This is a genomic window from Priestia sp. FW507-14D1A, assembly GCF_058781295.1.
This window is the reverse complement of sequence record NZ_JBYSWQ010000003.1, coordinates 69,165-84,783: the sequence shown is the minus strand read 5'-3', so window position 1 is coordinate 84,783 and position 15,619 is coordinate 69,165. Positions and strand designations below refer to the sequence as shown.

Genomic DNA, 15,619 nt, shown 5'->3' with positions numbered 1-15,619 from the left:
AGCTCATGTTACATCTTATGCGCTGTATAGATCAGTATATGCATAGGCGCTATGTAAAATAGTTATAAAGAATATGTGATTTATTCTTTTTTATTTTCTTATTGTGCAGCTGCAGCTTTCCCGATTTGTTTAATCGTTTCTACATGCATCGCTTCGTGATAGAAGCTGAATAAAAACGTTTCACCAACTGTTGTAAAGTTGATGCCGGCTTTGTTTGTAAAAGGTGTGATTAACTGCTTATCAAACTGCTGGGGCATGAACTCTTTAATACGATGTGCTTGATCTTTCAACACATTCGCAATTTCTTCAAGAGAAGGAGCAGCCTCCGTCCAATCGGCAGGTTTTGTTCCTGCGCCGAAAAAGCTTTCATAACTCTCTGGCGTTTGCATCGGTTCACCAGCTAAGCCAAACACAAGCTTTTCTTGAATAAAAGCAATGTGCCCAAGATTCCAGCGGATATTGTTATTGAATCCTTTTGGTGTGATGTCCGCTGCCTCTTCTGTTGTTTTTTCAAGGATACTAATCGTAATTCCTCTTACAACGTCCATATGTTTTAAAATCATGTTTTCCATCGTCTAATCTCTCCTTACGTTGTCGTATTAGATAAACTATTCAATGTCTATTGTGCACAAATTATCCCTTAAATGCCACTCATAACATTTAAACCTTAAAATAAAAGAAAATTCAAAAGAAACATCCCCCTATATAAAAACTAGGGGGATGTTTTAAGCAGAAGACTTCAAATTTGAGACAGGTCCTTTATTTGGCTTCGGTTTTAGCTGACCTAGCTTATTTTTTAGATAATCTTTTAATGCGCCGCGTTTTCTCTTGCGTCTTTTATCACGATTTTTAATGGTAATCTCCTCCTTTCCTTTTAGTTTTAAGACCTGTGTATTAAATGGATTCTTCTTTTATACATAAAATCCTTTTGAATTCTTAAATTTACCTTCATGTAATTCTTTCCTTTTTACAAAAAAAGACCAAAGTATCAAAACTTTGATCAATCAAGCTACATACGTAATCGACCCAATAGTGGAAATAATAGCGCTGTTTCTGTCGTACCAAACAACAGGTTCGTACCTAACTGCAAAATAACTGAGGTGAGCGGTGTGAAGCCTGACAATTTCATCTGACAGGTAAGCTGATTGCTTTGCGTTGTCTTTTCTCTTTAAATTTAACACTTCAATAATTCTTTCCCGCGTTGTAATTCCAATTCCATGACCAAAATATAAAGTTTCATCTAATACAATGGTGTTTTCACCTTTCCACTGGGGAGTCTCAGGATTATAATCAGGGTTTTTAAAATACGCACAGTCTCCGGGCAAGTAGTCAGATCCTTTATAACCGTGAAGCTCAAGATCTTCATCATATTGCCAATCGTGTAAGTAAAGATCAGCAAAAAGCCTGTTAAAGTTTGCTTTTCCAATATTATTTAATACAGCTTTGTAAAAGATGATGATAACAGCCGTCGCGCACTCAAACGCGTATTCGTGTCCGTTGTAAAAAATATCATCGATGGCCTGATGAGGAGAAACGGTAGGCAATAGCTGAAACCCTCCGTTATCGGTTCGTTTCCAATACTTTTCGTTGCACCTAGAACGGGCGAATGTAGCAAACCTAGCGCCGCTTTTGCGCAACAACACAGACGATTCAATAATTTGTAATTTAACAGATACATCAAAATCAAGCTGGTCAAATGTAGCATACTCATACACTTCCCTATAGGCATCCATTTGTTTTAAAATGTCTGCTTTTTCTTTTGTTAACGAACTATTATTTAAATCGCTTATTTTCACAATTTGTTGATTAACTTTAATCATAGACGTTCTCTCCTTTACAGAAAATGATATCAATCACCTTCTCTAACAGGATATTGATAAAAATTTTTTTTGTGTATCTTCATTTATTTAAAATCGTGAAGATTAAAAAAAACGATGAAAGAAAGTAATTTAACCAATAATCTTTTCTTTTGTTCCTTTTTGTCCTTTTGTAACCTTTTTAAATATAAAGCGAGCAACTAACACGTACAGTGGTAACACAATAATGACGGCAATAACATTTAAAATCCAAGGTATTGTCCCCATAAAAACGTTTGAAGATGCTTTATCATACCAGTTCACAATAAGTATTAAAAAGAAAACACTGGATATAAAAGTACTTATGTATCCCTTCTTATAGTTTGTACTTCTCACAGAAACAACAAAGCCAATTACCGATGAAATGCCTGCTGCAATTAAGACAAAAATCAAAAATAAGTTTGCTACCTTTTGAACGTCCATTACTTCCCTCTTTCCTATAAAATTTTCACTCCAGAATCTTCGTTACCTCACCTATAAAAAAAGTGAATTTAAGTACTTTAAACTCCCTAAAACAATTAATGCATTTTTCTAGATGCAATTCCTACAGTTAAAATTACAGTCATACCTACACCATATAGCGTTATGAAAGTATAAAGTGATTTTATGTAGCCAGCTGGATAAAGCGTAGCGCTCATTATTAATAAAAGTCCTAATATGTTTAATAACTTTGTTTTTTAAATTTTTATTTCAATCTCTTCCTTTCAATCTCGATAGCCCTTTTACTTATATAGAATCTAGAAGCTAAAATTTCTTGGCAATCTACTAGGTAAATGTTTATACTTCTTTTCGAAATGTCCCTCTTCATTAAATTTTGCTTAAAATGAACTTGTTCTCCACGAGACTTTTAGTTAGTTCTGTTCTTTATTTTGATTAACCGCTTCATTTTGTTTTTGATCAAAAGTTACTATTAAATTGTATATAAAAATTAACAAACCACACCCAACCATAATCCAACGCATACTTCCTTGGAATGCAGAATTAAAAATGTTTGCTAAAGCTATTATAAGTCCTGTTGACATGTTAAAATAATTCCAAAACAAGCAAATCGCCCCTCCTTAACCATTGCTTCTTCTTTTCTTAGGCCTTAATATAAATTCGTAGATGAACCAATAAATTAGAGGAAACAAAACAATAACGAGAAATCCGTTTTCAGCCGGTATATATTTGTAGATTAATAGCATAATAATTGCAAACACAAGGTAAGTTATCCAAAACCCTTTATCTCTTTTACGCATAATTACCACCTCTCTCTGAACTGAAATAGCATCCTAACGTCTAACGTACTTTCTATATACACAACCAAATCCTTTCTTAAAAAGTACGTTATTAGCGAACGCCATACCAAGATAAGCCTAATTTTTAAGTCTAGGCTTATCTTGGTACTACCTATTTAGCAAGAAATACTTCTTCATTTACATTTTCAAAAAACGACTTCAACCTAGAAAAGTCCTCCTTGTTTCCCCGTGTAGAGAAAATTTCTTGATCATTATGAACAACAACCATCGTAAGAGTTGATTTGAAAATTGTAAGGATTTGCTTTCCAGTTTTTATTTCTCTGATTTTATTGAATGGGATATGTAATATAATAGGCAGCTTAGAGAAAACTTCTCCGTAAAAAAGTAGGCTTTTTTCTGTATAAGCTAAAACACCTCGAATAGGTACAGAATTTCCATTTGGTACACCTACAAGTCCCGAAAATCCACTTTCACATTCATAGTAAGTTAAAATAGATTCTCTAATTTCTTCGTCGCTATCTATCTTTTCTTTAAACTCTTTAGTTGCTCTTTCTTTTAAACTCATACTATCCCCCCTATAGAAATCACTTCTTTTTAAATTACAGCTAACTAAATTTTATAATAATTACACTTTTTTGTAAATTTCAGGTATCTGCCACCTGATTAATCTTTCTAGTTAAAATAATTCATACAAAAAAGTGCTTGGATATTTAAATACACAAGCACTTTTTGTTAATCTCCCCAAACTCCAAAAACTTTATAGGAAGGATACGTTTTTGGAGTTTGGGGAGGTTTACTAAACGTGTAATCTTCTTCAATTTTTATATTAACAAATTATCACATTTTTATTTTACTTTTTTTTCTAAATATGTTTTAATTATACACTAGTAACTTCTTAATTTGATGCGTAAGAACTCTACCAATTACACTTGGTTATTTCTGTAACTACGCTCTTATAATTAAGAGAAAGGAAAATGCTAATGGCCTTCGTTAAAAAAATAAACATCTCGTCCGAAGCTAAATCAATGGGTATAGACTTCTATGTACCTTTTTTAATTATTTTAATTGCAATACTTTATACATGCTTTTCCCCTGATCTAGAAAGTCTTCAATATATATCAAGAATAATAGAATTTGTTGTATGTCCTATAGCCGGTTGGTGGTCCGTATACTTATTTTTAAATCACTCTGCTGATAAAGATAAAACAGCTGAGTTAACACCTAACTCCTCGAAACCTATTTTATCTTACGGCCTTATTAGAGTGACATCTTTCTTTCTTATTTTTCTAGCGGCATTTTTTGTATTACTGATTTCTATTACATTAAGGTACCCTTATCCTTACATATCATTATTTAATTTAACTATTATTTATGTTCCTCAAACTGTGTTGTACTGTTACTTAGGATTTTTCCTTATGGTATTATCACGAGACATTGCTATTCCGCTATTTATTTTATTAACATATATAGCGGTCAAATATTGGACGACTAGGGACATTCCGATATATAACGTAATGTCATTCTCTATAGATATGCAGTTGTATCCAAGGATTATCCTGTTAGCTGTAAAGAATATTGCATTAGCTATTGCTTTAGCGGTTGCAGGACATTTCATTTTGGTCAGACGAAAGAAGATATAAATATTAGTTTATACTAAAAAAGCTGAGCTCCTATTTACACTAGGTCTCAGCTTTTTTATTTCTTGAATGGGCTGAATTACAACATCGAAAGACTTAAAAATCATTAAAATGCAATTAACATTTTTTTATGCTTTTTCATAGTTGTCCTCCATTTCATACGTTTTTAATACTCAGGCTTAGCAACACCTAAATTCGATTCAAAATCAGTATTGATTCTTTTGAGGTACACCCCATTAAACTAAAAGCAACAATTAGAACAGCTGCTGCTGCTATCTTTCTTGAATTCTTCATTGTGAAACTCCATTTCTTTGTTGTTTAACTTTTACATACTGAACAACTATATCACGTAAATGGATTATTTTAACTATTTATATTAAGATTAAAATTAAAGAAATTAATAAAATGGAGGTTTGTATGAAAAAGGTATATTCTGCATTACTCGCATCTCTACTGTCAGCCAGTATACTAACGGCTTGTTCAGCAACGAACGTACACAGTAAAAAAGACGTGGAATTCTATTCTAGTGAAGATGAAGCTTTTGAAAATGCAAAAAAAGAGTCTACAGGAATACAAGATATTATCGGTGAAAGCAAATATGTAGATAACGAAAAGATTGTTATCTATACAATTAAAGAAAAATCGAATGTAGGTATAGGAACAGCTACATTAACTCAAAAGGATCAAAAAATCCGTTGGTATTTTAATGGGAATCCAGCTATTATTAAACAATCAAAGGGAAATACAGATATCACTAGTGAAATAACGACTCCAAAAGGTGTAAAGTACGATTTTTATGCCGGTACCCCAACAAAATCAAATATGACAATTGAAACCCGTACCGATACTGAAGTGGTCCCTCATATTGATAAAGAATATGATATTTATTATTACCTCTCCCCTGTTCCAAGCAATTAAGCAGCAATTTTTTTATTAGTCGCAACTAACTAAGGGGGAGATTATATATGAAAGGGTTTATAAAATTATCTCTGTTTATGTTTATTATCGTTGGATTATCAGGGTGTATAGGCGAGGAATATGACTTCTCTCCCCCTACGGTTACATTATCGGCCAATGATGTTGTGGATGTTGAACTGAAAGAAACTAATGTAGATTGGCGCGGTGAAGAAGGAAAACAGTACAGAAAGGAAACAAATACAAGGAATAGTATAAATAGAGCTAAAAAGCAACAACAGCTAGCTGTAGCCCCTGAAACACCAGGAAATTTAAGGTTTGACAGCGAAGATTTTCTTGTTAATGACATTAGTTCTTATACAATAAGTACTAGTAATGCGAAGCTAGATATTAGTATAAACGAACAAGATAGAACTTTTACGTTCCCAAAGAAAAAAGGGAATTATGTTTATGTGCTAGAACTTCAAACTGATAGAGGCTACGCACAATATGTAGGGAACGTTGTTGTTAAATAAATAACATAGAAACTAATAAGACCCAACCTCTACAAAGAGATTGGGTCTTATTAATATTATAATATATCTACATGAGAAGTCACCTATTATCATTAGTAAGCTCTATAGAAAGATCTTGTCCAGATATTTTTCGACTTACGTATGAGAATAAAAAAGTGCTAACTACAAGCATTGATACTACTACAGAAAGAATCGTTTTATAAGCTATAACAAACTTCCCTGGATCCATTAATAGCAGAATTAATGTCACTAAAAGTCCCATTACAATTCCACATATTACTCCAATCGTAATATATAAATTCACCTGTGAAAGAATGACTTTACGAATGGATTTTGGCGTCATGCCCATCGCGCGTAAAACAGCAAATTCTTTTCGTTTTGAGTAAATATTATTTGCCAATGAATTAAATACTCCTACCATGGTAGAAACAACCAACGTGGCAATAACAACTATAAAAATTCCCCAGCGCTGATAAAACATTTCGTTTGCTTCTTTAACAGATTGATCATAGCTGCTTACCTTTAATTCGGGATACTGGCTTTTTAAACCTTCAATTTCTTTTACAGCGGCCTTTACATCCGTAGCATCTATGTATAGGCGGTAAAAATCTACATCTTTAAACTTGTTGCTTTTCCAATCTAAAAATGCTTCATTATTGTCAAGAAGGTGATTAGGTATAGCTGTTACCACATAATCTCCCTTAGGTATTATATTTCCCTCTACCATTGATTCATCTTGATTTTCAACATACATACCTAAATGGAGTACCTGACCTACTTTTAAATCATGACTTTCAGCAAATTTTTCAGACACTATTATACTATTCTCTTTATTACTTCCTTTTACATACGAGAAGTGCTCTAGAAGTCCTTGCTTCTGCAATCTTTTCAAGTCAACCACATTGCAACGAATATCCGCAACCTTTTTTGAATTTAAAATCTCTCCTAAGCCCTGATTACTCATGTTGCTAACGCTTTTTACGTTAGGTAATTGTTCAGCCTTTCTAGTTAGTTCTTCTACATCTATTTTTGAATCATCAAGGCGAGTTTCCACAATAATAGGCATTACATATTCTTTTTTTAAGTAGGTTAGTCCATTAATTTGTATGGTTCTAAATGTAATTGACCCAAATACAGTAATGATCATTAATCCGCATATTATTAAGATAATCATTGTGTTTTTTTTAACTTGGGGAATTAGGTTTTTTACCGCAATATAAAATTCTTTGCCAAATATTTTTTGTCCATATGGCAAAAACCATTTTAATCCTTTAGTCACTATGATAGGAAAGATTAGTATAAAGGCAAGCAAAACTAAAATAACTGTAATTAGCAACATCCCAGGTCCGTATGTGCCTCTTGTAGGAAATACTTGGCTTCCTATAACTAAAAATAAGGACAGTGCTAATAGTACCTTAAAAACTACTACTCTTGTCTTGGAAAAACCATAGTTAATTTTCTCGTTCGTCTGCATTGTTTTTAGGGGCAATACTTTTGTACTTCGATAAGCTGGAACGAGTAAAAAGAATTGAATAATAACAAACATTACAACTGTAAGGGTAATGGCAGTACCTACGTTAAAGTCAGATGGAAAGGAAGGTATTTCTGACACTTTTCCTAACCAGCTATATAAGTACCTTTGACTGCAAAAGGTTAGCAAAAATCCTACACCTGTACCTACGGTGTTTATAACGGTGCTTTGAAGTATGATAATCTTGCTAATCTGTTTAGCACTGGCTCCTATTGAACGCATGATGGCGAACTGATTTCTCATCTTGTAAAGCAAAAGCTCAAAGTTTGAAATGAGAATAAGAGACGTGATAATTAACACCAATGCCGATAAAACAATAATAAATGTATGTAAGGATTGTAAATTATTTTGCACGCCTGCATCTTGTTCAGCTATATCAATACGTAAGTTCTTGTTATAAGATTTTATACGATCGGCCAACTTTAAGGCGCTCTCATTCTTGTGTGCCTTTATTAATAAATAAGTTGCTTCTGCGCTGCTTTTTTCTTTTGCTTGAATATAGCCTTTTACGTTTTTTTGATTAAGTATTAGCATATCTGGAGCTACCCCAGTAGCGGATAAATCTTTTACCGTTTCTGCTAATGTATATGTTTTGTTTTCTATAAGAACTTTATCTCCTACTTTTGCGTGTAAATCTTTAGCTAGTCCTTTGTTCATTGCGACAGAATTCTTATTCAACGGTTTGGAAAAGTGATACCGACTTTTAGCTAAATAATCATTTTCGACACCTACTGTATAGATAGAGGTATTTAGTTTATTTAGATTCAAATGAGCAATAGATACTTTTGATACCTTATCTACCATTTTATCCTGGTGAATTTCTTCCACTAAAGTCGATGTCAAAATTTTGCCTTGATCCATCTCAAACCCTACAGACAAATCCATCTCACCGTAAGTTTGTTTTAATTGACTTTTTAATGTCTCCTGCGCATTAAAAGAGAATAAAACCATACTAAGTACAAGCATCGTAGAAATAGCTATACTTACAATAGATGAAAACACTATAAATTTATTGGACTTAAATAAACGAAAAGCTAAACCTTGTAGTGTTTTCATATCTTAGGACTCTCGACTTTCGTAATAAGCTTAAACTTCTCTAGTATATGATCCAAATCACTATTTCCGCTACAGATATATGTATCGACAATAGAGCCATCATGAAAGAATAGAACGCGATCTGCATAAGTAGCTACATTAGGGTCGTGAGTAACAAGAAGTATGCTTTGGCTAAGTTCGTTTTTTGTGGTTACCAGTGTGTCTAGTATGACTTCGGAAGTATTAAAATCAAGGTTACCTGTAGGCTCGTCTGCCAGAATAATAGGTGGTTCAGTTATAATTGCCCTTCCTATAGCTACGCGCTGCTGTTGTCCACCTGACAGTTGTACAGGACGGTGTTTTTTCCAAGCTGTTAAGCCCAAGAGCTCAACAACGTTATTTACTTTTAAATCAATTACATCCGATGTAAGTCCCTTTAAAACGAGCGGCAGAGCTATGTTTTCTTCTACAGATAAATCCTTTAATAAGTGGAATGATTGAAAGATAAATCCAATATTATCTCTTCTGTACGCTGAAGCTTGAGGTTCTTGGAACATATCTTTTGAAAGCATTCCTTTTAATTTAATCGTTCCACTAGTTGGTTCATCCAGTGCTCCTAAAATGTTCAGCAGTGTGCTTTTTCCTGAACCACTTGTTCCCATAACAGCAACCATTTCACCTACCCTTAACTGAAAGGATATATCATTTAGTGCAGTAACTTCATAGCCCTCTCCTTTATAAACTTTAGTTAAATTTTTCACCTCTAAAATATGTTTATTTTTCACGTCTTCACCTCGAAGTAAGTTTCTTTTTTGTAGTAGCAAAGGTAGTTCACGCTTTTATTACATCTACCTCGTAAATCCCCACTATATCTAGTACGTTTCAAAACAGGAATAGTTTTACATTTTGTTAAAAAAGGAAAAATTTTTAGTTGTTTATAAGAAACACAAAAAAGTAGAAGTTTATTAGATAAGCTGCTACATTCAAATTCAAACAAAAACAGTGTTGTATTTGACTCTGTTTTCTTGCTTAAATTCACTTGAACTCACATAAAACATTTCTACTTTTACCCTTATGTCTTGTAGTCCCACACGTAAACAATTATACTTATTTTAGTAAATATTCATAAAAAAGGAAGGGGAGAAACGTCATGCCGCCAAATCCATCACACCATCCTATTATTCTATTTGATGGTGTTTGCAACCTTTGCAACGGATGGGTACAGTTTGTTATCAAACGAGATCCACGTGCTCTATTTCGTTTTGCGTCGCTTCAATCTGATACTGCGGGAACCTTGCTGCGTAAGCATAACCATGAGCATCCACCACTTCACTCGGTTATTCTTCTTATGAACGGGAATCTTTACACAGAGTCTACGGCTATTCTACATATTGTCCGCCAGCTTCGAGGACCCATTCAACTAATGGCGTGTTTCCAAGTGGTTCCCTCGTTCATTCGAAACCTGCTCTATCGTTTCATTGCACGTAATCGGTATAAGTGGTTTGGAAAACAAACGTCATGTATGTTGCCGACCCCTGAAGCCAAAATGCGATTTTTGGACTAAGCATACAAATGGAGGAAAACAATGCGTTTATCAACAAAAGAGAAATTTCGTTTAAGTGTTCTTGCGACCCTAAGGTGGACCATGGCTATTACGTTTCTTATTTATGGAATGGCCAAAATCTATCCAGGACAATTTATAACAGGCGATTTTGTGTTCGATTCAACAAAAGATTCTGCGATGAAACTGGCGTGGTATTTCTTTGGGTATTCCGATTTCTACAACTATTTTATTGCCGCTGGCGAATTATTAGCTGCGTTGTTATTGGTGATTCCGCGTACCGCGACACTAGGGAACATTATTTTTCTCCCCATTATTGCCAACATCACCGTCCTTAACTATTGTTTCAACATTCCTGCCAAAGTGGTGTGTGTTCCGCTTCTTGCGATGAGTTTGCTATTAGTATTGATGGAATACTCAAAGTTAAAAGGCATCTTCTTTGTCAACACTGCTACCCCAACGCAGAAAGTAGACGTTCAATCATCCGAAAGGAAGGTGACCGTTAAATGATCGTCTTTCTTTTGCCGCCCATTATCTTCGGTTTGGCGTGTACTTATTATTTTGGTCTTCGCAAAGAAGACTGAACACAGACAATTCCTATTTTGCTTTGACTAGTAGTTACGGAAACCAGAGAAGTTCGCGATAAGATACTAAAAAGAACTGCTGCAGGTAAACCCATAAAAGTGCAAATTGATGCCGCTGCATGGTGGCATTAAATTTCTTTATGCTACTTTTCAAAAACAATAAAAAAGGCAGCAGCTCATAAGTTGAGCTGCTGCCTTTTATTTATAGAAACATGGGAATAACCTTTTAACGATACCAAATCGTTTTATCTTGATATGGAATACGTTTTGATGAAGCTTCTTTATTAGGGTGGCCGACGTAAATTAAGCCTAAGAGCTTATCTCCGTCTTCTAGAGATAAAAAGTCATTCAGTTCTGACTGATAGACAATTTCACCGGTTCTCCAAATTGTAGCCAGACCTTGTTCTTCCGCTACTAATAGCATATTTTGTATGCTTGCCGCTACGGCAGAGATTTCTTCAATTTCAGGCACTTTTCCAGAAGGGCTTACTGCTACAGCAATAATGACAGGAGCGCGAAGCGGTCCTTTTTTTGCTTTTGTTGTTTTTTTCAACGCTTCTTCTTCACTTAAGTGAGCAGTTTTTTGCTTCATAATACGTTCCATTTCGTCTCCTAAACGAACGCGTGAATCCCCTGTAAACACGCGGAACTTCCAAGGCTCTGTCTTTTTATGATTAGGAGCCCAAGTGCCGGCTTCTAACATAAAGTTAATAGCATCTTCTGATACGTCTTTGTCTTGCATGGCCCCAATCGTTCTTCTGGCTTTAATAATATCTAATACGCTCATGCTTTCTATCTCCTTTTCTACATTTAATTTATTAGTATAGGTATGTATATATCTTATATATAGAATAATTGAAAATCATTCTCACTGTCAATTGTTTTGCCCTTATTCGGGTCGCGATAAATATGCCAATTTTTTAAGCGTGTTTGTTTTTTTAGCAGGTTTTCTTTTAATTATTTGGCAGTTACGGAAGATAAAAAAAACGATTTGGAACATAGAGCCCAAATCGTTTTTTTATCTTATACCCAGCCGCGGAAACGGGAAGCTTCAGCTGATTTTTTGATTCCTGCCATGTAAGCAGCAAGTCTCATGTCTACGTTATTTTCTTGAGAGATTTGATAGACCGTTTCAAATGAATCCACCATTACCTTGCGTAACTTGTAAGCCACTTCTTCTTCAGACCAGTAGTAGCCTTGATTATTTTGCACCCATTCGAAGTATGAAACCGTTACGCCTCCAGCACTCGCTAAAATATCTGGCACTAAAAGTACGCCTTTTTCATCTAAAATGCGCGTAGCTTCAAGCGTAGTCGGTCCGTTCGCTGCTTCTACTACAATAGAAGCTTTAATGCGATGAGCGTTGCGAACCGTAATTTGATTCGAAATGGCTGCGGGCACTAAAATATCACATTCTTTTTCTAATAGCTCTTCGTTTGTCATCACATTGGTAAATAAATTCGTTACCGTACCAAAACTATCGCGTCGATCAAGCAGGTAATCAATATCAAGACCAAGCGGATCATAAAGAGCTCCGTATGCATCTGAAATGCCAATTACTTTTGCTCCTGCATCATGCATGAACTTAGCGAGAAAACTGCCGGCATTTCCGAAGCCTTGAATAATAATCCGCGCTTCTTGCAAGTTAAGGTTTTTCTTTTTAACAGCTTCTTCTATACAAATGGTTACTCCTTTAGCTGTTGCAGTTTCACGTCCTTGAGATCCTCCGAGTACGATAGGTTTTCCGGTAATAAAACCAGGAGAATCGAACTCACGCAGTCGGCTATATTCATCCATCATCCACGCCATGATTTGAGAATTTGTATAGACATCCGGTGCAGGAATATCTTTAGTAGGCCCAACTATTTGACTGATGGCTCTTACATAGCCGCGGCTGAGTCGTTCTAGTTCACCAAAAGACATGTTTCTTGGGTCACATACAATTCCGCCTTTACCGCCGCCATACGGAAGATCGACAATCCCGCATTTTAAACTCATCCAAATGGATAGTGCCTTCACTTCTTCTTCATTGACTTCAGGATGAAAGCGTACGCCTCCTTTAGTAGGCCCGACAGCATCATTATGCTGAGAGCGGTAGCCGGTGAATACTTTTACCGATCCGTTATCCATTTTAACCGGAATGCGAACCGTCATCATGCGCAGCGGTTCTTTCAATAAATGGTACACTTCTTCACCATAGCCCAGCTTTTGAAGCGCTTCTTGAATAACTGTTTGAGTAGATAAAAATAAATTAAGTGATTCCTGTTCTTGCTGCTGTTCTTTTTTTAATTCACTAGCTGTTTTCGTAATAGACATTCTGTTCACCCCATATTAATCATTGAATTTCCTCAACGATTTAACATGCAATTCCTGTGCCAATTTCCGCTCCTTTACAACGCTTTTATATTATAAATAATCTGCATTAGCAAGCCTTATATTCCCTGCATAGGCTGATATTAGTATATACTTAAAGAAATAAGACAAACTATTTATACTACAAAGGAGGAAAGTGCTATGTTACATGAAAGAAAAGAACAAGAACCAAACAATCACTGTATAGAATGCTGTTCCATCTGCGGAGAAAGGCTAACATCTTTTCAAGAAAAAGAAATCTTCACATGCGACAGCTGCTTTGAACAGAAAATCAACGATGTGCTTTCTGAGCTGTAATCAGGTACTTTATTTTTTAGAAACAGGTGTCACAATATTAAAGTTTGGATCGATAGAATCCTGACAAGACAAAAAGAAATCCCATTTCGATTTATCTCCTTGAACAAATAGGACCGAGCTATAAGAGTGATCATTTGTAGTTGTGAGTCGATATAAGGTATCTTGCCACATCGTTACCGTCACCTCAGCTTTCCTTCGCGTATCTCCAAGATACCTAAAGATTCCATGCTTAAGTTCTGTAAGAGCTACTTCATTACGATCGGGTATCACAAACAATATACGATAGTTACATGCACCTGCTTTTAATCCATCTACGCGAATGCTAAATAGTTCTAAAATATTTTTTAAAGGAAGTGTATCCCATACTTCTTTTGTGATAATGTTGGCAGGAAGCGGTATATTACCTAAACGAAGTTCTTTGGCTCCTGTTAAATATTCATTTCGCCAAGGGCCAGATTCAGCTGTATACCCTAACTGTTCAAGCGCGTCTGCACATAAAAGTTTTGCCTTCACATGGTGAGGATCAGCATAAATAACTTGTTTGGTCACTTCAGCTACCCATTGGTAGTCGCCTTGTTGAAAACAGCACTGCGCTTTTTTGACAATATTGTCCGCTCCGCCCATATACTCTACATACTTCTTAGCTGACTCTTCAGGAAACAGTTTATTTAAATCTACAGGATTGCTGTTATACCAGCCCATATAGCGCTGATAAACCGCTTTTGCGTTGTGGTTAACCGTTCCATAAAAACCGTTGGTATACCACTCGTGAGATAGGATTTCTGGCAGCTTCATCATTCGGCCGACGTGATCAATGGTATATCCTTGATTCATGAGCCTTAATGTCTGATCATGAATATATTGATAAACATCTCGTTGGTTTTCGATATAGGTAATACACGACTCGTTTCCGAACCTTGGCCAATTATGTACCCCAAATACAGTTGTTAGCTCTTGGCCAAATAAATCGATTGCTTGCTGCAAGTATCTTGACCATGCTGCTGCGTCTCTTACTTTTGCTCCTCTGAGCGTATAGAGGTTGTGCTGAGTGGCCGTACAGTTTTCTGCAATACACAGAGACTTTTCACTAGGAATATAGATGTTCATTTCAGCAGGCGCTTCCGTTCCTGGCGTAAGCTGAAACCGAAATGAGACGCCGTCAATTTTCTTACTTACATAAGAATGAGGTTCGGAAGGACGAATTTCTTCTATTCCTTTAATAAGCGTGATTGTTCCAAATGAAATTTCTTTTCCGATACCGTTGTCAATTAGGCCTTTTTCATCGCGTCGCAGTTGAATACCGTACATATATTGACTTCTTCGTGTCATTGCTGTGGCTGCCGTGACGTTTTCATCGATAACCGCATCCATAAACCCAGCAGGAGCATAAACTTTACTAGTTTTATTTTGTGTTGAGTCAGGTAATACTCCTAAAACTCCACCGTAATGGTCTATATGTGAATGTGAGAAGATAACGGCTCTAACAGGACGCTTCCCGCAGTGCTGGTTTACTAGTTTAAGTGCTTCTTCTGCTGTTTCTTTTGACGTCAAGCAATCAATAACAATCCATCCCGTTTTTCCTTTAACAAATGTAATATTAGCCATATCAAAGCCTCTGACTTGAAAGATATTTTCAGTTACTTGATATAAGCCGGCTTGTACATTTAATTTTCCTTGTTCCCACAGTTTAGGGTGGACAGTAGCAGGTGTAGATTGTTCAAATAAAAAAGCGTACTTTCTTAAATCCCATACAGGATACAGCTGATTTTTTTTGAAAATCAGAGGAAAAGGTACGCGTACAACAGCTTGGTAATCCGCAAGATTTTGTTCTAATTTCACTTGTTCCCAGTCTATGTTTTTATAAGTATCAGCATTAGTCGCTGCAGTCTTTTGAGTAGCATCTTTTCGGTGAATCGTTAACTCCTGTTCATAATCACACAGCATAACCCCCTCCTTTTTATTACTTTATGCGTAAAAATGAGACGAAGTACAAAAAAGGAGGGAAAATAGAGTTAACAAAAAAGAAGATGCGCTTAGTACGCATCTTCTTTTTTATACTGAATGTTATGTTTGAATA

General features: G+C 35.5%; 16 protein-coding genes. 6 read left to right on the top strand and 10 right to left on the bottom strand.

Annotation, left to right across the window (positions count from 1 at the left end; all coding sequences use genetic code 11):
* Positions 1 to 98 precede the first annotated feature (98 nt).
* The 5 genes from AC3WJG_RS13960 to AC3WJG_RS13940 form a co-directional block, all read right to left on the bottom strand.
* Complete coding sequence (locus tag AC3WJG_RS13960; protein ID WP_098249668.1) at positions 99 to 572, bottom strand: DinB family protein; 474 nt, start codon at positions 570 to 572, stop codon at positions 99 to 101.
* A 432-nt stretch (positions 573 to 1,004) separates the two neighbouring features.
* On the bottom strand, positions 1,005 to 1,820 hold the full coding sequence (locus AC3WJG_RS13955) for a protein-glutamine gamma-glutamyltransferase (RefSeq protein WP_098249669.1): 816 nt from the start codon (positions 1,818 to 1,820) through the stop codon (positions 1,005 to 1,007).
* Positions 1,821 to 1,949: 129 nt separating this feature from the next.
* On the bottom strand, positions 1,950 to 2,279 hold the full coding sequence (locus tag AC3WJG_RS13950) for a hypothetical protein (protein WP_337134330.1): 330 nt from the start codon (positions 2,277 to 2,279) through the stop codon (positions 1,950 to 1,952).
* A gap of 428 nt (positions 2,280 to 2,707) precedes the next feature.
* Complete coding sequence (locus AC3WJG_RS13945) at positions 2,708 to 2,899, bottom strand: hypothetical protein (protein ID WP_336063737.1); 192 nt, start codon at positions 2,897 to 2,899, stop codon at positions 2,708 to 2,710.
* A 346-nt stretch (positions 2,900 to 3,245) separates the two neighbouring features.
* Positions 3,246 to 3,659 carry a GRAM domain-containing protein gene (locus AC3WJG_RS13940; RefSeq protein ID WP_098792225.1) on the bottom strand — a complete coding sequence of 138 codons (414 nt, stop codon included), beginning with the start codon at positions 3,657 to 3,659 and terminating at the stop codon, positions 3,246 to 3,248.
* A gap of 850 nt (positions 3,660 to 4,509) precedes the next feature.
* Here AC3WJG_RS13940 and AC3WJG_RS13935 point away from each other — a divergent pair.
* From AC3WJG_RS13935 to AC3WJG_RS13925, 3 genes are all read left to right on the top strand, one after another.
* Positions 4,510 to 4,734: a hypothetical protein gene (locus tag AC3WJG_RS13935; protein WP_263035762.1), complete on the top strand. Its 225-nt coding sequence runs from the start codon at positions 4,510 to 4,512 to the stop codon at positions 4,732 to 4,734.
* A 414-nt stretch (positions 4,735 to 5,148) separates the two neighbouring features.
* Positions 5,149 to 5,649, top strand: a complete 501-nt coding sequence (locus AC3WJG_RS13930) for a hypothetical protein (protein WP_337134329.1) — start codon at positions 5,149 to 5,151, stop codon at positions 5,647 to 5,649.
* A gap of 47 nt (positions 5,650 to 5,696) precedes the next feature.
* The gene (locus tag AC3WJG_RS13925; RefSeq protein ID WP_102812748.1) at positions 5,697 to 6,161 is read left to right on the top strand and encodes a hypothetical protein; all 465 of its coding nucleotides are present in this window, start codon (positions 5,697 to 5,699) and stop codon (positions 6,159 to 6,161) included.
* Between the two features lie 79 nt (positions 6,162 to 6,240).
* Here AC3WJG_RS13925 and AC3WJG_RS13920 read toward each other — a convergent pair whose 3' ends face one another.
* Both AC3WJG_RS13920 and AC3WJG_RS13915 read right to left on the bottom strand, forming a co-directional pair.
* Positions 6,241 to 8,748 (bottom strand): ABC transporter permease, encoded by a 2,508-nt coding sequence (locus tag AC3WJG_RS13920; RefSeq protein WP_102812747.1) that lies wholly within the window; start codon positions 8,746 to 8,748, stop codon positions 6,241 to 6,243.
* Complete coding sequence (locus tag AC3WJG_RS13915; protein ID WP_337134328.1) at positions 8,745 to 9,512, bottom strand: ABC transporter ATP-binding protein; 768 nt, start codon at positions 9,510 to 9,512, stop codon at positions 8,745 to 8,747. Before AC3WJG_RS13915 ends, AC3WJG_RS13920 begins: the two co-directional genes overlap by 4 nt.
* 365 nt (positions 9,513 to 9,877) lie before the next feature.
* Here AC3WJG_RS13915 and AC3WJG_RS13910 point away from each other — a divergent pair, with 365 nt between their 5' ends.
* Together AC3WJG_RS13910 and AC3WJG_RS13905 are read left to right on the top strand one after the other, a co-directional pair.
* Entirely contained in the window at positions 9,878 to 10,291 is a 414-nt protein-coding gene (locus tag AC3WJG_RS13910) for a thiol-disulfide oxidoreductase DCC family protein (protein WP_060745590.1), read from the top strand.
* Positions 10,292 to 10,312: 21 nt separating this feature from the next.
* Positions 10,313 to 10,798 carry a hypothetical protein gene (locus tag AC3WJG_RS13905; protein ID WP_060745591.1) on the top strand — a complete coding sequence of 162 codons (486 nt, stop codon included), beginning with the start codon at positions 10,313 to 10,315 and terminating at the stop codon, positions 10,796 to 10,798.
* A 300-nt stretch (positions 10,799 to 11,098) separates the two neighbouring features.
* On the opposite strand, the gene AC3WJG_RS13900 is transcribed toward AC3WJG_RS13905, so the two are convergent.
* Together AC3WJG_RS13900 and AC3WJG_RS13895 are read right to left on the bottom strand one after the other, a co-directional pair.
* Positions 11,099 to 11,659 carry a nitroreductase family protein gene (locus AC3WJG_RS13900; protein ID WP_337134327.1) on the bottom strand — a complete coding sequence of 187 codons (561 nt, stop codon included), beginning with the start codon at positions 11,657 to 11,659 and terminating at the stop codon, positions 11,099 to 11,101.
* 236 nt (positions 11,660 to 11,895) lie between these two features.
* Positions 11,896 to 13,188: a Glu/Leu/Phe/Val family dehydrogenase gene (locus AC3WJG_RS13895; RefSeq protein WP_102812744.1), complete on the bottom strand. Its 1,293-nt coding sequence runs from the start codon at positions 13,186 to 13,188 to the stop codon at positions 11,896 to 11,898.
* A gap of 198 nt (positions 13,189 to 13,386) precedes the next feature.
* Here AC3WJG_RS13895 and AC3WJG_RS13890 point away from each other — a divergent pair, with 198 nt between their 5' ends.
* Positions 13,387 to 13,542 (top strand): hypothetical protein, encoded by a 156-nt coding sequence (locus AC3WJG_RS13890; protein WP_169305162.1) that lies wholly within the window; start codon positions 13,387 to 13,389, stop codon positions 13,540 to 13,542.
* 9 nt (positions 13,543 to 13,551) lie between these two features.
* Here AC3WJG_RS13890 and AC3WJG_RS13885 read toward each other — a convergent pair whose 3' ends face one another.
* Entirely contained in the window at positions 13,552 to 15,486 is a 1,935-nt protein-coding gene (locus AC3WJG_RS13885; RefSeq protein WP_060745593.1) for an alkyl/aryl-sulfatase, read from the bottom strand.
* Positions 15,487 to 15,619: the final 133 nt, after the last annotated feature.